15 protein-coding genes are annotated in these 20462 nt (G+C 64.3%); 9 read left to right on the top strand and 6 right to left on the bottom strand.

The features are described from left to right. Positions 1-67: 67 nt before the first annotated feature. Positions 68-979, bottom strand: a complete 912-nt coding sequence (locus tag HH213_RS23885) for a LysR family transcriptional regulator (RefSeq protein ID WP_217363461.1) — start codon at positions 977-979, stop codon at positions 68-70. A gap of 108 nt (positions 980-1087) precedes the next feature. On the opposite strand from HH213_RS23885, the gene HH213_RS23890 reads away from it, so the two are divergent. Together HH213_RS23890 and HH213_RS23895 are read left to right on the top strand one after the other, a co-directional pair. Next, positions 1088-1846 carry an SDR family NAD(P)-dependent oxidoreductase gene (locus HH213_RS23890; RefSeq protein ID WP_169113894.1) on the top strand — a complete coding sequence of 253 codons (759 nt, stop codon included), beginning with the start codon at positions 1088-1090 and terminating at the stop codon, positions 1844-1846. Between the two features lie 199 nt (positions 1847-2045). Further along, a complete protein-coding gene (locus tag HH213_RS23895; RefSeq protein WP_229263133.1) occupies positions 2046-4199 on the top strand; it encodes a gluconolaconase in 2154 nt (717 codons plus the stop codon). Between the two features lie 8 nt (positions 4200-4207). Here HH213_RS23895 and HH213_RS23900 read toward each other — a convergent pair whose 3' ends face one another. Then, complete coding sequence (locus tag HH213_RS23900; RefSeq protein ID WP_110847574.1) at positions 4208-4465, bottom strand: NHLP-related RiPP peptide; 258 nt, start codon at positions 4463-4465, stop codon at positions 4208-4210. A gap of 147 nt (positions 4466-4612) precedes the next feature. Between HH213_RS23900 and HH213_RS23905 the strand changes: the two genes are divergently transcribed. Then, complete coding sequence (locus HH213_RS23905; protein WP_169113895.1) at positions 4613-5773, top strand: putative peptide maturation dehydrogenase; 1161 nt, start codon at positions 4613-4615, stop codon at positions 5771-5773. On the opposite strand, the gene HH213_RS23910 is transcribed toward HH213_RS23905, so the two are convergent. Beyond that, complete coding sequence (locus HH213_RS23910) at positions 5749-10710, bottom strand: response regulator (protein ID WP_169113896.1); 4962 nt, start codon at positions 10708-10710, stop codon at positions 5749-5751. The genes HH213_RS23905 and HH213_RS23910 overlap by 25 nt on opposite strands. Positions 10711-10916: 206 nt before the next feature. Here HH213_RS23910 and HH213_RS23915 point away from each other — a divergent pair, with 206 nt between their 5' ends. Continuing rightward, positions 10917-12743, top strand: coding sequence for a glycoside hydrolase family 16 protein (locus HH213_RS23915; protein ID WP_169113897.1), 1827 nt, complete (start codon positions 10917-10919; stop codon positions 12741-12743). A 2-nt stretch (positions 12744-12745) separates the two neighbouring features. On the opposite strand, the gene HH213_RS23920 is transcribed toward HH213_RS23915, so the two are convergent. From HH213_RS23920 to HH213_RS23930, 3 genes are read right to left on the bottom strand one after another with little or no spacing between them, the layout of a single operon-like run. Beyond that, positions 12746-13945 (bottom strand): BT3233 family polysaccharide utilization protein, encoded by a 1200-nt coding sequence (locus HH213_RS23920; protein WP_169113898.1) that lies wholly within the window; start codon positions 13943-13945, stop codon positions 12746-12748. A 13-nt stretch (positions 13946-13958) separates the two neighbouring features. Further along, positions 13959-15359: a glycoside hydrolase family 88/105 protein gene (locus HH213_RS23925; protein WP_169113899.1), complete on the bottom strand. Its 1401-nt coding sequence runs from the start codon at positions 15357-15359 to the stop codon at positions 13959-13961. 49 nt (positions 15360-15408) lie between these two features. Next, positions 15409-16626: an MFS transporter gene (locus tag HH213_RS23930; protein ID WP_169113900.1), complete on the bottom strand. Its 1218-nt coding sequence runs from the start codon at positions 16624-16626 to the stop codon at positions 15409-15411. Between the two features lie 72 nt (positions 16627-16698). Here HH213_RS23930 and HH213_RS23935 point away from each other — a divergent pair, with 72 nt between their 5' ends. The 5 genes from HH213_RS23935 to HH213_RS30285 all read left to right on the top strand — a co-directional run bounded on the left by HH213_RS23935 (position 16699) and on the right by HH213_RS30285 (position 20442). Then, a complete protein-coding gene (locus HH213_RS23935; protein ID WP_169113901.1) occupies positions 16699-17151 on the top strand; it encodes a winged helix-turn-helix transcriptional regulator in 453 nt (150 codons plus the stop codon). Positions 17152-17247: 96 nt separating this feature from the next. After that, positions 17248-18438 carry an acyl-CoA dehydrogenase family protein gene (locus HH213_RS23940; protein ID WP_110847581.1) on the top strand — a complete coding sequence of 397 codons (1191 nt, stop codon included), beginning with the start codon at positions 17248-17250 and terminating at the stop codon, positions 18436-18438. 9 nt (positions 18439-18447) lie between these two features. Continuing rightward, positions 18448-19584, top strand: a complete 1137-nt coding sequence (locus tag HH213_RS23945; protein WP_169113902.1) for an acyl-CoA dehydrogenase family protein — start codon at positions 18448-18450, stop codon at positions 19582-19584. Positions 19585-19674: 90 nt separating this feature from the next. Continuing rightward, complete coding sequence (locus HH213_RS23950) at positions 19675-20073, top strand: GFA family protein (RefSeq protein ID WP_169113903.1); 399 nt, start codon at positions 19675-19677, stop codon at positions 20071-20073. A gap of 66 nt (positions 20074-20139) precedes the next feature. Beyond that, complete coding sequence (locus HH213_RS30285) at positions 20140-20442, top strand: excalibur calcium-binding domain-containing protein (RefSeq protein WP_169113904.1); 303 nt, start codon at positions 20140-20142, stop codon at positions 20440-20442. Positions 20443-20462: the final 20 nt, after the last annotated feature.

The raw sequence follows: 20462 nt of genomic DNA on the forward strand, positions 1-20462 counted from the left end.
TCAGGCTGGAAATACTGGAAGGGCCGAGTCCTGCACTGCGGGACTCGGCCCTTTTTTTATGCTGTTATCAGTTTGCTTCAGCGCGTGTGATGTCGACGATCCAGTCGGCGAAGGCGCGCACCCGCTGGGGGATGTTGCGGCGGTGCGGGAACAGGATGCGAGCCGCCATCGGCGCTGCTGGATGGTGCGGCAGCACCGACACCAGCAACCCGGCGGCGATCTCGACGCGGGCCCGGGAGGCCGGGATTTGCGCGATGCCCAGTCCGGCGTGGGTGGCGGCGTTGTAGGCGACGCTGTTGTTGACGGTGACCTTGTGGCGCATCGGCAGGTACACGCTATTGCCGCTGGCGGCGTCGAAATATTCGAACGCGGCCGGCTGGCTGGCCGGATTGGGCTGGTAGTTGACCAGCCAGTGGTCCGCCAGCTGGTCCAGCGTAGTCGGCAGGCCGTGCGCGGCCACGTAGGCGGGGCTGGCGACGTTCATCAGCGCCAGCGTCAGCAGCGGGCGCGACACCAGCGACTCATCCACCACGGCGCCGGCGCGCACCACCAGGTCGAAGCCTTCGCTCAGCAGGTCGACGCGGCGGTCGGTGCTGAAGATGTCGATTTGCAGCCCCGGGTGGCGTTTCAGGAATTCGGGCAGACGCGGCAGCACGACGCCGGCGGCCATGCCAAGCGGCATGTCGGCGCGGATGCGCCCCTGCAACTGGCTGCCTTGCTGGAACAGCGCGCCGATGTCGTCGAGGTCGTCCAGCAGGCGTTCGGCGCGTTCCAGCAGTTCGGCGCCCTCGCGCGTGATCTGCACGCGGCGCGTGGTGCGCTGGAGCAGGCGGGCGCCTAGCCTGTCCTCCAGCCGCTGGATGGCGTTGGAAATCGAGGTGCGCGGCAGCTGCAACTGCTCGGCCGCGCGCGAAAAACTGGACAGACGTGCCACCCACAGAAAAATGCGCAGGTCATCGGTGGAGGGGATTGTCTTCATTTTTGGATCAGTGATGTCGATTTAACGCAGTTTATCTGTTGATTATACGGATTTAGACTCTAGTCTGGGTGGTCCACATGGCGACCGCCATCCAGAAAGGAAGACATCATGAGTAACCGTATTGCATTGATTACCGGCGGCAGCCGGGGTTTGGGCAAATCTGCTGCGCTGCATCTGGCGCGGGCCGGATGGGATGTGGTCATTACGTATCAGGCGCGCTCGGATGCGGCCGACGCCACCGTGGCGGAAGTGCGGGCGCTGGGCCGCAAGGCGGCGGCGCTGCAGCTGGACGCCGGTCAGATCGCCGGGTTCTCCGCATTCAAGGCCAGTTTCGCCGCGCTGCTGGAAAGGGAGTTCGGCCGCCAGACGTTCGACGCACTGGTCAATAACGCCGGCAACAGCGCCAACGTGCCGTTCGCGGAAACCACCGAGCAGCAGTTTGACGAACTGATGAACGTGCACCTGAAGGGCGTGTTTTTCCTGACGCAGACGCTGTTGCCGCTGCTGGCCGACGGCGGCAGCATCCTTAACGTGTCGAGCGGCCTGGCGCGCTTCTCGATGCCGGGCAAGGCGGCGTACGCAGTGATGAAAGGCGGCATTGAGGTGTTGACGCGCTATCTGGCCAAGGAACTGGGCGAGCGCGGCATCCGCGTCAACACGCTGGCGCCGGGCGCGATCGCTACCGATTTCAGCGGCGGCGTGGTGCGCGACAATCCGCAGGTCAACGCCATGGTGGCGGCCAACACGGCGCTGGGACGGGTGGGGCTGCCGGACGACATCGGCGGCGCGGTGGCGGTGCTGCTGTCGGACGAGAGTAGATGGTTCAACGGCCAGCGCATCGAAGCCTCGGGCGGCATGATGCTGTGACATTATGCGGCTGGTGAATCTCTGCTATTGCTAAGATAAATTAGCTTTATATGTCGCAATGCAGCATCATTCACCTGTCTCCTCTATCTCCTCCAAGGAAATAGACTTCAGCCCGCTCTCAGTAGCGGGCTTTTTTTTTCGCCGCAACGTGCCGTAGATCGGTTAAGCTTTCTATAAGTCAACGTTTAGGTTCCGGCAAGTGTCTCCTACTCAATTCAAACTCTTACTGGCTGGCCTGATGCTGGGCGGCGCCGCGGTCGGCGGCGGCGTGGCATATGTGCTGGTGCATTCTTCCAAACATGCGGCCGAGGCCAGCGCGCAGACGCCGTCCGCAGCCAACGGCACGCCGGTGCAGTGGCATGCGCGTGTCACCACGCTGGCTGGCGACGGTCTGCCGGGCAGTAGCAATGGCAGCGGCAAGCGCACGCGCTTTGCCGATCCGTTCGGTGTGGTGCTGGATGCACAGGGCAATCTGTACGTCGCCGATGGCGGCGATAACAACAGCATCCGCAAGATCGACCTGAACGGCATCAGTACCACGCTGGCCGGCAGCACGGAGGGCTACGCGGAAGGCCCGGCCACGGCGGCTGCGTTCAACACGCCGTCCGGGCTGGCGATCGACGCCGCCGGCAATCTGTACGTGGCCGACACCGGCAACAACGCCATCCGCAAGATCAAGCCCGATGGCACGGTGTCGACGCTGGCCGGCGACGGTCTGGCCGGCAGCAAGGACGGCAAGGGCGCCGCCGCTCAGTTTAACGGTCCGGTGGGCGTGGCAGTGGATGGCGCTGGCGTGGTGTACGTGGCCGATACCTATAACGACCGCATCCGCCGCATCGCGCCGGACGGCACGGTCAGCACCCTCGCCGGCGGCAAGCGTGCCGGCATGGCCGATGGCGCCGGCGAGCAGGCGTTGTTCGATACGCCGACCGGCATCGCGCTCGGCCCCACCGGCGAACTGTATATCGCCGACACCTCCAACCACGCGATCCGCAAGCTGGGCAAGGACGGCAACGTCAGCACCATTGCCGAGGCCAAGGACGACGAGCGCGATTCGCTGCTGCGCTCGCCGGTCGGCATCGCCGTCACCAAGGACGGTTTCCTGTACATCGCCAGCAGCGCCCACGGCCGTGTGGCGCAGATCACGCCGCAGGGGCAGGTGGCGGCCTTGCAGGATGTCGATCATCCGGCCCAGCCTGGCTATGGCGCGGATGGCAGCGTGCGCCTGTACTCGCCGCGCGGCATCGCCGTGTTCAAGGACGGCACTCTGTTCGTCACCGATGGCGCGACGTTCCGCCTGCATCACATCGCCATGGTCGGCGCCGACACCGAGCCGGTGGCCGACGAGCCGCTGCCGGGCGCGCCGTCGCGCAGCGCCACCATGCAGTGGCCGGTAGCGCCACAGAACAAGGCGCATGAGGTGGTCGGCCTGATGGGCGAGGTGCGCGGCGATTTCAACGGCGAGCGGCGCGACCATTTCCATGCCGGCATGGATGTGCAGGCGGCGATCGGCACGCCGGTGTTGACCATCACGCCTGGCAAGGTCAGCGATCCGCGCGCCAGCTCGGGCTATGGTGAATTGTCGGAAGGGCTGGCGTTTGGCAGCCTGCATTACATCCACCTGCGCGTCGGGCGCGACGCCAAGGACAAGCTGTTCAATGATCCGCGCTTCCTGCTGTCGAGGAACGACAAGGGCGTGGCGGACGCGGTGCGGGTGCGGCGCGGCACGCGCTTCGTGGCCGGCGAAACGCTGGGTACGGTCAACCGCATGGCGCATGTCCATCTGGATTACAAGCCCAACGGTGGCGCACTGAATCCGCTGCAACTGCCGTTCATCGACCTGGAAGACAGCATCGCGCCGACCATCCACAGCATCAGTATTATCGACGCCAACGGCAAGCTGTTGACCGAGAAGCGCGACGGCCGCCTGTTGATCTCGCGCAGCCTGGGCCAGGTGCAGATCGTGGTGGAGGCCAGCGACCAGATCAACGGCAACCAGGCGCGCCGCCGTCTCGGCCTGTACAAGCTGGGCTACCAGCTGCTGAATCAGGATGGCGAGATCATTCCGGGCGTGAGCGTGCCGGTGGTGACGCAGCAGTATGACCGCTTGCCGCGCAACCGCGAAGCAGTCAAACTAGCCTATGCGGCGAACAGTGGCATCACCGTGCATGGCGCCAGCGAGACGCGTTTTGCCTACGCCATCAATAACAAGCTGATCAACGGGAAACTGACGCCGGGCGGCTGGAAGGTAGGGGAGCTAGGTCCCGGCAATTATCTGCTGCGTATCGACGCCGAAGACTATGCCGGGAATGCAGCCAATCGTAACCGCGAAGTAGCGGTGACGATTGACTAGGGAAGAGATTAAGCCGCGACCAGCGCGCCTGACAGCAGGAATGGAATCATGGCGGCGGTGGTTTCCAGTTCACGTTGCAACTCGTGCTGTTCCACTGCGATATCGGCCTTGGATGGCAGGCTGATGTGGTCCGGCACCTGGTCGGCGCTCAGCGTAATGCCGAGCTTGGCCAGGGTGGCTACCGGGTCGGCCTGCAATTGCGTGCGAAACTTGTCATCACTGGCCAGTTTGTCGAGGATGGAGCGGAGTTCGTTCGAAGTATGCATGGAATGAGCCCTTACAAAAGGATAGGAAGTCACGGTCGTGGCTTCCAATCCATGCTACGACAAAGCGTGCTGCTTGCCAAGAGTTTAATTGCCAGATCAATAACCGTGCGCTAGACTTCGTCGTATCTTGGCCTGAGAGGATGCCCCATGAAACTACGCCGCTGCGCCGTCTTGTACATAGAGTCGCGCGAAGATTTATCGATAGACTGGCGCACGGTGTTGTCCGGCGGCAACGCTTTGGCATCCAGCAGCCATTGGGTGGCGCTGGCGCCGCACCTGGACCAGGAAATCACGATTGATGCTGCGCAATTGGCCGCATTGGGCGGCGCCAGTCAAACGGTGTGGCGCGAACGCAGCGCCGCCGAGCAGGAATACGGCGAAGTGTGCATCGCCAAACTGCTGGAACTGGGATTGCTGATCGGCGACACGCCGCAGTACGCGGCCCAGCGCGCGCGCGACGATACGCTGCGCGACACCCACTGGCGGCCGCTGTCGGCGCTGGCGCATACCTTTGGTCGCTGGCGCGGCGTGGTCGAGGAAACCGGTATGGAGGCGCCCAGCTTCCAGGCGCTGCTGGACCGCTTCGGCGAACCGCCGCCGCCGACGCTGGACATCCATCCCGAACAGGCCATCGCGCTGCCGGCGCCCGCAGCGGGCCGCATGGACGAGCAGCTGTTGCAACGTTACACCGGAAGGAATTACGATTTGCAAGCCAGTGTGCCGCTGGAGGTCGTGGCGCGGCTGCTGCAACGCACTTTCGGCGCGCAGGAAGTGCGCCAGGTCGGGCCGCATTCCGAGGTGCTGAAGAAGACTAGCCCGTCCGGCGGCGGCCTGCATCCGATCGAAGCCTTCGTGCTGGCGCAGCGGGTCGACGGCGTGGCGCCGGGCCTGTACCACTATCACCCGATGGCGCACGAATTGCGGCCGTTGGAGACCATGGACCATGAAGCCGCCGCCGCGTTGTCGCGCTACATGCTGGCTGACCAGCACTGGCTGTCGGGAGCGCCGCTGCAAGTGGTGCTGGTGGCGCGGCTGGAGCGCAGCTACTGGAAGTATCGCAATCACCAGAAGGCGTTCCGCGCGGTGGCGCTGGATGCTGGCCATTTGTCGCAGACCTTCTACTTGCTGGCGACCGAGGCCGGGCTGCCGGCCTTCATCACCGCCGCCATCAACGACGCCGACATCGAGAAGACGCTGGGCCTGGATCATCTACGCCACGCGGTGGTGGCCATGTGCGGCTGCGGTCCGGCTGCGGACGGTCCGCGCAGCATGGTGGAATTGCGTTACGGCGAAACCGACGCGATCTGATCCCGGGTTTCGCCGCGCTGTGCCTGCACGCCGTCCAGCACGCGTTCCAGCGCAGCGGCGAAGGCGGCCAGCGCCTCTTCCAGCGGCGCGCGTTGCGGCGCCATCAGCAATTGTTCCAGCTCGCCCGACGCGCGGTGCAACTCCGGCATTGACAGATTGCCGGCCGCGCCGCGCACCTTGTGCACCAGCAGCGCCGCCTGCTCGTAGGCGCCGCTCTCGATGGCGGCCAGCAGCCGCTCCGGCGCCGGCGCAAAGTCGCCGACAAAGCGTTGTAGCAGCACATTCAGCAGCTTGACGTTGCCGCCCAGCCGCGCCAGCGCGGCATCCATGTCGATGCCGGGCAGGGCGGGGATGTGGTCCTGCGCGACGGCTGCCGCAGTCAAGGCCGTCACGGCGGAGCCGGCGGCTGCGGCGCGTTCCGGCGTATGCTGCATCTGGCCGGCCAGCACGGTGAACAGCCGCTCCGGGTCGATCGGCTTGGTGACGTAATCGTTCATCCCCATGCCCAGGCTGCTCTCGCGGAAGCCGGGTACGGCGTGCGCCGTCATGGCGATCAGCGGCAGTTGCGCGTGGCGCGGCTGGGCGCGGATGCGGGCGGTGGTTTCGTAGCCGTCCATGCCGGGCATCTGGATATCCATCAGCACCGCGTCAAACGGCGCCAGGTCGACCAGCGCCAGGGCGTCGGCGCCGCTGCTGGCCAGTTCGACCCGCACGCCGGCGCGCAGCAGCACTTCGCGCGCCACCTGCTGGTTGATGACGTTGTCATCGACCACCAGCACGTGGGCGCCCGCGATGCGCTGCGCCGCTTCCGACAGCGAGGCCGAGACCGCCACCGGCGGCCGCGCCGGCGCTGCCAGCCCAAGACCGACCAGCACCGCGTCCAGCAACTGTGGCGGCGTCAGCGGCTTGACCAGGATGGTGGCGATGTCGGCCTGGCCGGCCGCCTGCGCCGCCGGATCGCGGGCGAATTCGGTCATCATCAGCACCAGCGGCAGTTGTGCGTGGCCCGGCAGCTGGTGCATGCGGTGCGCGGTCTCGGCGCCGTCGAGGTCGGGCAAATCCCAGTCCAGCAGCACCAGGTCGGCTGATTGTGTGGCCAGGTAATCGAGCGCCTCGGCACCGCTGGTGACGGCGTGCACCGCGAAGCCGTCGGCGCGCAACTGGCGACCTAGCATGTCGCGCAGCATGGCGCAGTCGTCCACCACCAGGATCCGCTTGCCGGCGGCGTCGGCCGGCAACGGTACCGGCGCCGGCAGCGCGTCGGCCTGGCGTTGCAGTTTCAGGTCGAAGAAGAAGCAGCTGCCTTGGCCGGGCGTGCTGTTGATGCCGATGACGCCGCCCATGGCTTGTACCAGTTGCTGCGAAATCGCCAGGCCGAGGCCGGTGCCGCCGTAGAGGCGGGTGGTGCTGGTGTCGGCTTGCGAGAAGGCGCGGAACAGGCGCGCCTGCTGCTCGGCGCTGATGCCGACGCCGCTGTCTTCGACGCTGAAGCGCAGCCGCACCGGCGTGCCTGGGGCGGAGGCGGCCGTGCCGTCCAACAGCTCCACCCGCAGGCCGATATGGCCGTCGGCGGTGAACTTGAGCGCGTTGCCCACCAGGTTGACCAGCACCTGGTTCAGCCGCAGCGGATCGCCTACCAGTTGCAGCGGCACTTCCGGCGCGGCCCAGGCCAGCAGTTCCAGGCCTTTTTCCGCCGCCCGCCATGAGAACAGGTCGGCGATCTGGGCCAGGGTTTCGGACAGGTCGAACGGCACCGTTTCCAGTTCCAGCTTGCCGGACTCGATCTTGGCGAAGTCCAGCACATCGTCAATGATGTTGAGCAGGTTCTGACCGGCGCGGCCGATCTTGGTGAAATAATCGCGCGGCTTGGCCGGCAGGTCGAGGTGCACGCCCAGCCCGGCAAAGCCGAGGATGGCGTTCATCGGCGTGCGGATTTCGTGGCTGATATTGGCCAGGAACTCGCTCTTGGCGCGGGTCGAGGCCTCGGCGTCGGCGCGGGCCTGCTGGATGGCGCTGATGGCGCTGGCTTTCTGGAAGGCCGAGACAAACGGTTCCTTTAGCGCCTTGAACATTTCCAGGTCCTTGCGCACAAACGGCGCGCTCTGCTTGAACACCAGGTAGCCCTGCACCTGGTTGTCGACGCGGATGCGCACCGCCAGCATGGTGCGCTGCTTGAGGAACATATCGGGTGCGATCACCACGGCGGCGTCGACGAACTGGGTTTGGGCGGCGCGCGGCGAGACGCCGTCGCGCGCCGAAGGCAGGGCGTCGTAGCCCCAGCGGGCGCGGATCGCCATCGGCCCGCCCGGCGATTGCGAAATCAGCGCATAGGCCACGTTGACGTCGCCGATGGCGGACGATTCGCGCAGGATGGTGTGCAGCAGGGCGTCGAAGTCGAGCTCGTCATTGATGGACTTAACGATGGCGTGCACCCGCTCCAGGTGCAGCGTGCGCGAGTACACCTGCTGTTGCAGGTTGCGCACCCGCCAGCGGTAGGTGCCCCAGGCGCAGACCAGCACCGCCAGCAGCGCGCCCAGGCGGGCCCACCAGGTCTGGTACCAGGCTGGCAGGAAGTGCAGCTCCATGCTCAGTTCGTGCGGGCTCCAGGCGCCGACGCGGTTGCTGCCGCGCATGTACAGGCGGTAGTGGCCGGGCGGCACGTTGGCGTAGGTGGCGGCGCGGTGGCTGGCGTCGGCCTCGACCCAGTCCTTGTCGTAGCCGTCGAGACGGAAGGCGTAGCGGTTGCGCTGGCTGGCGGAATAGTCGAGCGCGGCGATTTCGACCTCGACCTTGCGGGTGCCAGGGGGAATCTCCAGCGCGGCGCCGTCGGCGCCCAGCAGGCCGCCCGGTGGCACGATGTCATGGTCCAGCCGCACCGAGCTGACCACCAGCGGCGGCTGGTAGCCCCACGGCTGCGCCGGCACCGGCTGCACCACCACGTAGCCGCCCGAGGTGCCGAACACGATGTCGCCGCTGGCGGTCTGGCCGGCGGCGTTGGTGATGTAGGGTTGGAACACCAGGCCGGCGGCGCGGTCCAGCACCTGCACCTGCAAAGTGGTGCTGTCGATCGACGCGATGCCGTCCGAGGTCGAGGCCCAGATGCGGCCGCTGCGGTCGGTTTGCAGCGCGGCGGCGTTATTGACCGGCAGGCCGGAACTGACGTCGAGCCGGCGGAAGCGGCGCGTGCCGTCGGCGTTGCGGCCGTCGAGGATGGCGATGCCGTCGCTGCTGCTGGCCACCCACAGCCGGCCTTGCTGGTCGAAAGTCAGCGAGCCGATGTAGCTGGCCGGCAGCGAGGTGGCCGGATCGCCGCCGGGCAGGATCTGTTCGGCCTTGCCGCTGGCCGGGTCGAAGCGGTTGAGGCCCTTGCGGGTGCCGATCCACAGCGCGCCGTCCGGGCCTTCGCGCATGACGCTGACGCGGTTGTCGCTGAGACCGCCGCTGCCGGGCGGTCCCTGGGTGAACAGGGTGGCGCTGCGGCTGCGCAGGTCGTAGCGCATCAGGCCGGAAGGCAGGCCCAGCCACAGCACCTCGCCCTGGCGCAGCACGCTGGCGATGCGCGGATAGGGATCGCCCAGCGGCAACGGCACGCGCCGCACTTGCGTGCCGAGGCCGCTGGTGTGGTAGAGGCCGAGCGAACTGCCGATCCAGGCTTCCTGCGGTTCGGCCTCGGTCAGGCTCAGCACCAGGCGGTTGGGCAGGGCGCTGTCCGGGCGGCTGGCGTCGGGACGCAGACCGGCGTGGCGGCGGCCGTCGGCGTCGATCAGGTCGATGCCCTGGTCGCCGAGGCCGACCCACAGCCGGCCGCCGCTGTCGGTCATGAAGGCGAAGGCGGAAATCTCGGCCAGGCCGGCGCCGTCGAGAATGGTGTCGACGGTGCGGTTGGCGGGGTTGTGGATGTCGACCCCGCGCTCGGTGGCCACCCACACCAGGCCGCTGCGGTCGCGCCAGATGGCGGCGGTGCGGTCGTGCGCCAGGCTGATTGACATGGCCGGGCGGTGCTGGATGCGGCGGCTGTGGCCGTTGATGTCGAATTCGATCAGGCCGCCGCCATAGGTGGCGGCCCACCAGGTGCCGGGCATGATTTCGGCGATTGACAGCACCATGGTGTCGGCGGCGTCCTTGACCTGGTCGAGTTGCAGCAGGCGCGCGCCGACCGCCACGCTGGCCACGCCGATGCCGCTCTTGGTGGTGCCGAACAGCACTTCGCCGGCGCGGTTGCTGGCCAGCGACAGCACGGCGTCGTCCACGCCAGCGACCGGCAGATCCGCGACCTGGCCGCTGGCGGCGTCGCGCCGCGCCAGACCGGCGTTGGAGCCGATCCACAGCGTGCCGTCGGCCTCGGTCAGCAGCGAGCGGATCTGGTTGCTGCGCGCGCCGCCGGCGGCGTCGCTGGCGCGCGGATAGTGGCGGATGGCGCCGCCGTGGGGCAGGTCGATGTAGTCGAGGCCGGCGGCGGTACCGACCCACAGGCCGCCGCGTGGATCGCTGGCCAAAGCGGCCACAGCCGGGCTGCTCAGGCCTTTCGGGCCGGCCGGATAGCGCACAAAGGTCTCGCTGCGCTTGTCGTACATGGCGACGCCGTCGGTGGTCGTGCCGAGCCACAGCCGGCCCTGCGGGTCGACGTGCAAGGTCTGCACGAAGTCGGCCGGCAGCGAATGCGGGTCATTGGCACGGTAAAAGAAATTGCGCATGCGGTAACCGTCCCAGCGACCGAGACCGGATTGGGTGGCAAACCACAGGAAGCCGTCGCCATCCTGGGCGATGCTCATGGTGACCGGGCTGGGAAAGCCACGCTCGGCCGGCACCAGGTGTTCGAACATGGTGGGCGCCAGCTGTTTCCACGGCGACGGCGCGCCTGCGGCCAGCGGCGCCGCCAGCGCACACAACAGTGCCCAGGCTGCCCGGCTAGCTAAAAAGGAAAAGAAATTGCGCACGAGTAACCGTTTTCATATTTCCCATGCTCGTTAGCAATGGGTATTGCGTGGTCTAGCATACGGAATTGTGTCGCAGTTGTCTATTTATTACAGCAACGCGTTCCGTTTGCGCACCGCCGTTGACAAAAAATATTTATGGGAATATATTTTCAACAGCAATTGGAATCGTTTCCAACTTGCGTGGAGTGATAATAAAAGGAGACATAATGAACCACCAGAAATTCGTTTTGTCCGCCGTCGCCGCCAGCATTGCACTGGCGTATGCGGCCCCCGCGATGGCCAGCGTCACCAGTCCTGTCATCGGGCAGTTGCTGTGGTCGGAGGAGTTCAACGGTGCCACGTTGAACACCAGCCTGTGGAATACCTACGACGGCAATGGCTGCCAGATCAACCTGTGCGGTTACGGCAATCAAGAGCTGGAATACTACAGTCCCAACAACCTGTCGCTGGTCAACGTGCCGTTCGAGCCGAACACGCGCGCGCTGGCGATCCAGGCGCGCAGCCAGACGGTGGGCAGCAACGTGTTCACCTCCGGCAAACTGGACTCGTTCAACAAGGTGCAGGTGCAGTACGGCATGGTCGAGATCCGCATGGCGACGCCGGCGCTGGGCACGGGCTTGTGGCCGGCTGCGTGGATGCTGGGCACCAGCCCGCAGGCGTGGCCGCGCAAGGGCGAGATCGACATCGTCGAGATGGGGCACAAGGCCAGCAGCCGCGCAGCGGCCGGCACGCCGACGCCAGCCATCGACAACTTCACCGGCGCCAATGTGATCACCTGGCAGCAAGCCGCGTGCGTGACCGGCAACGAGAGCTGCGCCGCCTCCACCGCGTGGCAGACCAAGAACTGGTACACGCCGGCGCAATCGCTGGCCAACCGTTTCGTGATTTATCGCTTCTACTGGACCGAATCGCAGATGCGCTTCACGGTGGTGGATAACGGCCTGGAATACGATATGTACAACAGCCCGCTGCCGGTCAACTCGACCGCGCTGCAGGCGCCGTTCTATCTGCTGTTTAACCTGGCCGTGGGCGGCAACTTTACCGACGCGGCCACGCCGGCGCAGGTAACGGCGCCGCTGCCGGGCACCATGTACGTCGACTACGTGCGCGTGTATCAGCTGGACGGCAAGGGGTCGGTCAAGCTGGGTAACCAGACGCCGGCGGAAGTGGGCAAGTTTGGCGTGTTCACGGACAATACCGTGGTCAACAACAAGCTGAACGCGGGGACCACCTCGGACGTTTTCGTCTGGAATACCGCCTCGACCACGGCCGGCACCATCGCGCCGTATGAGGGCGCGAACGCCATGTCGTGGAGCTTCAACCAGCCGGGCTCGTGGTTTGGCGGCAGCGTGGAATCGCGCCAGGCGCGCGACATGAGCGGATTCCGCAACGGCAATATGAAATTGAAGATCAAGATCCCTGCGAACGTCGCGTTCACGGTAGGGGTGCAGGATACCTACACGAACCAGAACGCAGTGAAATTCCCGGCGAATGCGACCACTTACGGGCTGGTGCGCAATGGCGACTGGGGTACGGCGACGATACCGATTGCCGACCTGGCAGGGAGCAAAGTCGCGTTGCAATCGATGCTGGACCTGTTCCAGATCGCCAGTGACGGCGCGGCCTTGCCGCAGTCGGCGTTCCAGATGTCGGTGGATGACATCATCTGGGATAGCGGCGTGCCGGCCCCGACGCCAACTCCCACACCGACGCCGACTCCTGCACCGACGCCAACGCCAACGCCAACGCCAACGCCGACACCAACGCCGACTCCGACACCAACGCCAGCCGCCGTCCAGGCCAGCGCAACGATGCTGAAGTTTTCGCTGACCAGTTCAAGCTGGGCCGACGTGCACTACACCGTCAACAATGGCGGCCAGCAGAACGTGCGGATGACGCAAAATGCCGGCATCAACAGCTACACCGCCGGCGGCCTGAAGGCAGGCGATGTCGTGCGCTACACCTTCACCTACTGGGACAGCGCCAAAAACTACGCCGTCGACACTGCCCAGCAAACCTTCATCATGCAATAGGGTTAAGGCGCGACGGTGGCTTTCAGCGGGTGGGTGGCGCGCGCGGTCATGAGTTTGACCTTTTCCTGCCACTCGGCCGCCGTCTTGACGTGGCCGGCGCGGTCCCACGCCGCGCCGATGTAGTAACGCAGCGGTTTGCCGGACTCCACCGGGGCGACGATCAGCTCGTTCAGCGCGTCTTCGGTAATGGCGGTCGCGCTTGGCAGCACGATGGCGGTGCCGAACGCGCCCTTGGTCGCCTGCGTGACCCATTGCGTTACCGCCACGCCGTCACGGCCGACGGCGATCTTTTCATCCTGGTTCTTGTCGGACGGCTTTTTATTCAGGCCGACCGCCACGGTCAGCTGCTGCGGGCCGCTGAAGGTGAAGGTGCTGTCCATGGTGTCGAAGTCCTGGCCGGCATCGACCGTGAAGCGCTTGACTTCGCTGACCTTGGCGCCAGCCGCATCCCAGCTGTCGTAGTTCAGCTCGAAGATGGTGCGGATCGGGCCATTGGCCAGCACTTTCCACGACGCGTAGTTGCGGCCTGCATACAGCTGCTTGCCGTCCCACACACCGGTGCCGCCAGCGCCGCGCGACTTGCCGACGTTGTACATGTCCATGCCTTCACCTTCGTCATGGTGATAGTGGTCGTGGCCCTTGTTGTACCAGCGGTCGACGATCGGGTAGTCGACGCGCTTGAACCAGATGTCCAGTCCGCTGGTGACCAGCACTTCCTTGCCGACGCCGGCCGTGTCCGGTGCTGCCAGCGCCGGGCCGTAGGTGCGGTGCGCAACGTGGTCGTTTTCCCAGCCGAAGTCGTCCAGACGTTCCGGCACGTAACGGGCGAAGGTTTTTGGGGCGAACGGCTGAGTCACTGTCTCTGTTTTTTCCACCGTGAAGGTGGCCTGTTTCTCGCCCGCGGCAAAGCTGTGCTGGAAGTACAGCTCGCCATAAGCGACGCCGATGCCTTTCGGATCCTTGGCCTGCGGCGCCACATTGCTGACCTGATACGGCAGCACATTGCCCTTGCTGTCCTTGACCGCGATTTTCTGAATCAGCGCACCAGGCAGCGCGCGGTTGATCTCGCTCCAGGGTATCGCGATGGTTTCCGACGGCCGTGCCAGGTCCAGGTCGTTGGTGACGGTGATCTTGGCCAGCTCGGCCGCCTGGGCGGCGCCGCCGCTCAGCAGGAAAGCAATCGGCAACAGGTAGGTGCGCATGGTGGTCGTCCCCTTATTCATGGCTGTAGTTGGTGGCGCCGGCATCTTTCGGCACGTAGTGGTAGGTGCGCAGCTTGACCTGGACATCGATCTTCGGATTGTTGATCAGCTTGATCATCTCGGCGCCGGCCAGTAGTGCCGGGCCGTAGCCGTGCAGCGCATCAACGCTGGTCGGACGGTTGTAGTAGTAGATCTGGTCGCTGGCGAAGGTGGTGCCAACGCAGGTGCCTTCCACCTGACCGCGCGCGTTGATGCGGGTCGTCAGACCAACCCAGCCGGCTTGCGCGATCGAGCCGTAAGTCGCGGCGCTAACCCAGCCTTCGTTGACGGCGTGCGCGATCACGTAGGTGAAGATGGCGCTGGCTGAGGTTTCCAGATAGGAGTCGTTACGGTCCAGCATCTGGTGCCACAGGCCTTCGCCCGATTGCAGTTCGGCGATGCCGCGCAGCGTGGTGCGCAGCTGCGCCAGCACTTTCGGATAGCCAGGGTGGTCCTTCGGCAGCACGTCCAGCAGGTCGCTCATGGTCAGCACCGCCCAGCCATTGGCGCGCGCCCAGTAGAAGCGCGGCGCGTCCGGATTGTTGGCGTTCCAGCCGTGGGTGTATAGACTCAGCTGCGGATTGAACAGGTAGTGCGTCATCTGCAGCACGTTCTTGACGGCGTCGTCATAGTACTCGCGCTTGCCGGTCAGATGGCCCATCTCGGCCAGCGCCGGCACGCCCATGTACATATCGTCGGCCCACAGCGATACCGCTTGCGGACGCTGGCGCGCCAGCGTGCCGTCCTTCAGGCGGAACTGTTTCTTGGCGACCCAGTTGCTGCAGGTGTCGATGAACTGGCCCATGTCCGGCCCGACTTTGGCGAACCTGGCGCGGATCATGGCGGCGCACATGGAGCCGGCGTCGTCCAGCGAGCGCGGATCGATCACGCGGGCGAAGCTGTTGGCGCGTTCCAGGTGGAATTGCTGTTCCTGCGCCTTGAAGTACGGGTACTTGTCGGCGATGAACTGGAAGTGGCGCGCCGTCATGGCGGTGAATTTGTTATCGCCGGTGACGGCCGCCGCCTTCATCAGGCCGGCGTGGACTACACCCATTTCGTAGACCTGGAAGTTCCATTCCGCGCTGCTTGGCTCGACAATAGCGTCGGCCACCGGCTGGCTAAAGTCGGTGATCTGGATGCCAGTGCTTTTGTGGACGACCTTGGTTGGTGTGGTGGCTTCCAGGTAGCTGCGGATGCGGTCCATCGAAGCCGTGATTTCGGCGACGGTCGGTTTTTTGTAGGGCACAGGGTAGGTGCCCTCGCCGGCGTCGTAGACGCTTTTGTTGTCCGGGTTGCGGTACGGGCCTTCAGCATGGGCAGGAAGGGCGAGCAGGGTCGCGGCAACAGCCGCAATCAGGGCGGATGGGGAGGTCACGGGTTTTTGTCTCTTTATTTTGGTAAAACGTTTATTTGGTCAGACCATTCTAGATTGGTCCGGCCACTTTTGCAATCCGGACAGGCCACTTTGTGGCGAGCCAGAACAGCAGCGCGGCCACGCTGAGTCCGCCGCCAAGCAGGCAGACGCCGGACCAGCCTGCCATCGCATAGAGATTGGTGGCGGCCAGCGCGCCCGCGCCGCTGCCGATGGCGTAGAACACCATGTAGCCGCCGATTAGCCGGCTGTGCTCGGTGCCGGAACGCAGGATCAGACTCTGGTTGGTGACGTGCAGGGCTTGCACGGCCAGGTCCAGCGCCAGGATGCCAATGAGCAAGGCGATTAGCGAGTGTGGTGCGAAGGCCAGTGGCAGCCAGGACAGCAGCATCAGCGTCAGCGCGATGGCGGAAGTGTGTTGCGCGCGACCCCGATCGGCCCAGCGTCCGGCGCGGGCGGCGGCCAGCGCACCGGCCAGGCCGACAAGCCCGAAGGCGCCGATTGTCGTATGCGAATAACTGTAGGGCGGCGCGCTCAGCAGGAACACCAGCGCGCTCCAGAATGTGCCGAACACAGCAAACATCAGCAACGCGATCATTCCGCGCACTTGCAGCACGCGGTTGCGCCACAGCAGACTGAACACGGAGGCGAGCAGGCGCAGGTAGGACTGCGGCAGCGATGCCGGAACGCCACCCTCACGCTGTGGCGCAGCATCCGCTGGGGCCTGCACCGGCAGCGCGCGCCACAGCAGCATGGCCAGCGCCAGCATGAACGCCGCCGAGGCGGCATACACGCCACGCCATCCGGCCTGATCCGCGATCAGCCCGGCAAACACGCGTGCCAGCAGCAAGCCTGCCACCACGCCGCTTTGCGCCGCGCCGACCACGCGTCCGCGCTCGTCGTCGGCCGCAGCGCTGGCTGCGTAGGCAATCAAACCCTGCGTCATCGCCGTGCCCAGCATGCCGATTGCCAGCATGCCCGCCATCAGCGAAATTGTCCCCGCCGCCAGGCAAACTCCCGCCAATGCCATGGCCAGCGCCACCAGCTGCGCCAGCATCAAGCGCCGCCGTGGCAGCAGGTCGCCCAGCGGCACCAACAGGAGCAATGCGAGGACGCTGCCAAACTGGGTGGCGGTGATAACGCCGCCGACCGCCGCATCGGGGATCCCAAAATCCGCCGCCAACGCATCCAGCAACGGTTGCGCGTAATACACATTGGCGACACTCAGCCCGCTGGCGCAGGCAAACAACAATACTAAAGAACGCGGCACGATCAGCCTCCAAATCTAGTTGCAAAACAAAACTGGTTGCAGCCTACCGTAAACCAGTTTTAAAATGCAACCATGGCCAAACGAAAATCCTTACAACAAGACGACTGTCCCGTCGCCCGCGCGGTCGACCTGGTGGGCGACCGTTGGTCGATGCTGATCGTGCGCGATGCGCTGGACGGCATCCGCCGCTTCGGCGACTTCCAGCGCAACCTCGGCGTCGCCCGCAACATTCTGTCCGACCGCCTGAGCGCGCTGGTGGAGGAAGGCTTGCTGACCATCCAACCCGCCTCCGACGGCAGCGCCTACCAGGAATACGTGCTGACCAGCAAAGGCGAGAGCCTGTTCCCGGCCATCGTCGCGCTGCGGCAGTGGGCCGAACGCCACCTGTTCACCGCTGGCGAAGCCCACTCCGTGCTGCTGGAAAAAGACAGCGGCAAACGCGTGAGCCCTATGCAACCACGCGATCACGACGGGCACATTCTCAAACCGGCACAGGCGGTGGTGAAAAAAATCGTTAGAAAGTGAACAAATTTATTCAAACCGTCGCCCTTTTAAAGAACATGGGAGTACAATTATTTGAACGGTCGTGCTTTTTTATCGGCTGAATAATAAGGAGACAGCATGGATTTGACTTACACGGCGGCGGATTTGGCGTTTCGCGACACGGTGCGCGCATTCCTGGACGCCAACCTGCCGAGCGACCTGCAAAAGAAAGTCCGTAACCATCTGCGGCTGAGTCGCCAGGACTATGTGCGCTGGCACCAGATCGTCGCCCGCCAGGGCTGGTCGGCGCCGGCCTGGCCGGTGGAGTACGGCGGCACCGGCTGGACGCCGACCCAGCGCCACATCTGGGAAGAAGAATGTGCGCGCTCGGGCACGCCGCCGATCCTGCCGTTTGGCGTCAACATGGTGGCGCCGGTCATTATGGCCTTCGGTAACGAGGCGCAAAAAGCCCACTATCTGCCGCGCATCCTGAATTGCGATGACTGGTGGTGCCAGGGTTATTCCGAGCCAGGCTCGGGTTCCGATCTGGCGTCGCTGAAAACCACCGCCGAGCGCGCCGGCGACCACTACATCGTCAACGGCCAGAAAACCTGGACCACGCTGGCCCAGCACGCCGACATGATCTTCTGCCTGGTGCGCACCGACAGTACGGTGCGCAAACAGGAGGGCATCTCCTTCCTCCTGATCGACATGAAAACGCCGGGCATCACGGTGCGTCCCATCATCATGCTGGACGAAGACCATGAGGTGAACGAAGTCTTCTTCGACAACGTCAAGGTGCCGGTGCAAAACCTGATCGGCCAGGAAAACAAGGGCTGGACCTACGCCAAGTATTTGCTGGGCCACGAGCGCACCGGCATCACTGCGGTCGGCCGCTCCAAGCGCGAACTGCTGTTCCTGAAAAAGATCGCCTCCGAACACTACAAGCACGGCAAGCCGCTGATGCAGGACCCGGTGTTCTCGGCCAAAATCGCCAGCCTGGAAATCGACCTGATGGCGCTGGAAACCACGGTGCTGCGCGTGATCACGCGCGAATCGCACGCGCCGGGGCCGGAAGCGTCGATGCTGAAGGTGCGCGGTTCCGAAATCCAGCAGCAACTGACCGAATTGATGGTCGAAGTGCTGGGACCGGGCGCGCTGCCGTTCGACACCGACTACCTGGAAGGCAAGGCCGACCACGCTGTAACCGGCGATGACGCCGCCGCGCCGCTGGCCGGCTACTACTTCAACTACCGCAAGACCTCGATCTACGGTGGCTCGAACGAAATTCAGAAAAACATCATCACCCAGATGATCCTGGGCCTGTAAGGAGCGGCAATGGATTTCACTTTCAACGAAGAACAGCAGCAGTTCGCGGACGCGCTGCGCCGCTGGGTGGACAAGGACTACAGCTTCGACACGCGCAAGCGCATCGTGCACTCGCCGAGCGGCGTGTCGGATGTGGCGTGGAATATGCTGGCCGAGTTGGGCATGACGGCGCTGCCGGTGCCGGAAGCGCAGGGCGGCTTCAGCGGCAACGCGGTCGACATGCTGGTGGTGATGCAGGAGCTGGGCCGCGGGCTGGTGGTCGAGCCGTACTTCGCCACCGTGTGGGGCGCGAAGTTCCTGCAATTGGCGGGTAACCAGCATCACCGGCTGGAAGACGTGGCCAAGGGTGAACTGAAGCTGGCATGCGCGCTGGGCGAAAAACATTCCCGCTACGATCTGGCGGATATTAAAACCATCGCCGGCATCAATGGCGAAGGTTATCGCATCGACGGTACCAAAACCGTGGTGATCCACGGCGGCCAGGCCGATGCGCTGATCGTCTCGGCACGCAGCGCCGGCACCCAGCGCGACACCAACGGCATCAGCCTGTTCGTGGTGCCGACCGACACGCCGGGCGTGGTGATCCGCGACTACCGCACCATCGACGGCCAGCGCGCGGCGACGGTGCAGTTCAACCATGTTGCGGTGCCGGCCTCGGCGCTGCTGAGCAAGCTGGGCGGCGGCTGGGACATGCTGGAAGAAGCCGCCGACTACGGCGTCAGCCTGTTGTGCGCGGAAGCGGTGGGGGCGATGGAAGCGCTGTTCAACGCCACGCTGGAGTATGTGAAAACGCGCAAACAGTTCGGCCTCGCTATCGGCAGTTTCCAGGCCTTGCAGCATCGGATGGCGGATATGTATATCCACCTGGAACAGGCGCGCTCCATGGCAATGCTGGTGGCGGCGCGCATGGTGTGCGATGCCGAGGAGCGGCGGCGGGTGGCGTCGGCTGCCAAGGTGCGCATCGGCCAGGCGGCCAAGTTCATCGGCCAGCAGGCGGTGCAGCTGCACGGCGGCATGGGCGTCACCGACGAACTGCCGGCCGCGCACCACTTCAAGCGCTTGACCATGATTGAGCTGACGCTGGGGGATGTGGATCATCACCTGGAGCGCTTTACGGCGCAGCGGGGGTTCCAGCAGCATTCCTAAGCAAACGCGCGAAACTCCGGGTCTAGTCTAAATTGCAAAACAGGCAATTGACTGTTAAAGTTGGATGATACGGAGTCGCGTGGAGCGCAATTGAAGACCTATCATGGAAGCTGTCATTGTGGTGTAGTTCGGTTTGAGGCGGATATTGACCTCAGCCAGGGTTCTATCCGCTGTAATTGCTCGATTTGCGCCAAAGCGAGGTTTTGGCCTGCCATCGTACAGCCAAGCGCGTTTCGCTTGTTGTCGGGCGAGGCTGAGCTCACCAAATACCAATTCCTGACCAAGACGGACCAGCATCTGTTTTGCAAGCACTGCGGCATTCGTTCTTTCGGCATCGGACGCTCGCCGCGCTGGGGCGAGTTTTATGCAGTGAATCTGAGCTGCCTTGACGACGTGACCCCAGATGAACTCGTGAGTATACCGATCACTTATCTGGACGGTAAAAACGATAATTGGGAAACACCACCAGCCGAAGTTCGTCATCTTTAAATTGATGAATACAGCGAAACTTTACTTGCTGTTGCTGGGGGCGATCGCCACCTACGAGCGCGTTTGATGAGAAGAATTGTTCTAATAGTGATATTGGCTGCGTTGGCATGGACAGGCTATAAAAAATACAGCTTTAGTTCAAAGATGCCTGCTGAAGCGATGGCATTGGCTTCTGATGTGCAGGTGGAGCCTGTACCGGCACCAAAGATTCAAATGGAAGGCGCGGCGTCGTTTGCATGTGACGGCCGCACTTTTTGCAGTCAAATGAAGTCATGCGAGGAGGCTACTTATTTTTTGCAGCACTGCCCTAACGTCAAGATGGATGGCAATAATGACGGTATTCCATGTGAGAAGCAATGGTGCAAGTAAATGGCCTTCTGATGGAGGCC

The sequence above is a fragment of the Duganella dendranthematis genome (genome assembly GCF_012849375.1).
In the GTDB taxonomy this organism is placed as follows: Bacteria; Pseudomonadota; Gammaproteobacteria; order Burkholderiales; family Burkholderiaceae_D; genus Rugamonas; species Rugamonas dendranthematis.

Coding starts and splice junctions, on each gene's coding strand:
- HH213_RS23920 (WP_169113898.1), bottom strand. CDS start 13,945: ATGCGCACCTACCTGTTGCCGATTGCTTTCCTGCTGAGCGGCGGCGCC.
- HH213_RS23935 (WP_169113901.1), top strand. CDS start 16,699: ATGGCCAAACGAAAATCCTTACAACAAGACGACTGTCCCGTCGCCCGC.
- HH213_RS23900 (WP_110847574.1), bottom strand. CDS start 4,465: ATGCATACTTCGAACGAACTCCGCTCCATCCTCGACAAACTGGCCAGT.
- HH213_RS23885 (WP_217363461.1), bottom strand. CDS start 979: ATGAAGACAATCCCCTCCACCGATGACCTGCGCATTTTTCTGTGGGTG.
- HH213_RS23890 (WP_169113894.1), top strand. CDS start 1,088: ATGAGTAACCGTATTGCATTGATTACCGGCGGCAGCCGGGGTTTGGGC.
- HH213_RS23915 (WP_169113897.1), top strand. CDS start 10,917: ATGAACCACCAGAAATTCGTTTTGTCCGCCGTCGCCGCCAGCATTGCA.
- HH213_RS30285 (WP_169113904.1), top strand. CDS start 20,140: ATGAGAAGAATTGTTCTAATAGTGATATTGGCTGCGTTGGCATGGACA.
- HH213_RS23940 (WP_110847581.1), top strand. CDS start 17,248: ATGGATTTGACTTACACGGCGGCGGATTTGGCGTTTCGCGACACGGTG.
- HH213_RS23905 (WP_169113895.1), top strand. CDS start 4,613: ATGAAACTACGCCGCTGCGCCGTCTTGTACATAGAGTCGCGCGAAGAT.
- HH213_RS23945 (WP_169113902.1), top strand. CDS start 18,448: ATGGATTTCACTTTCAACGAAGAACAGCAGCAGTTCGCGGACGCGCTG.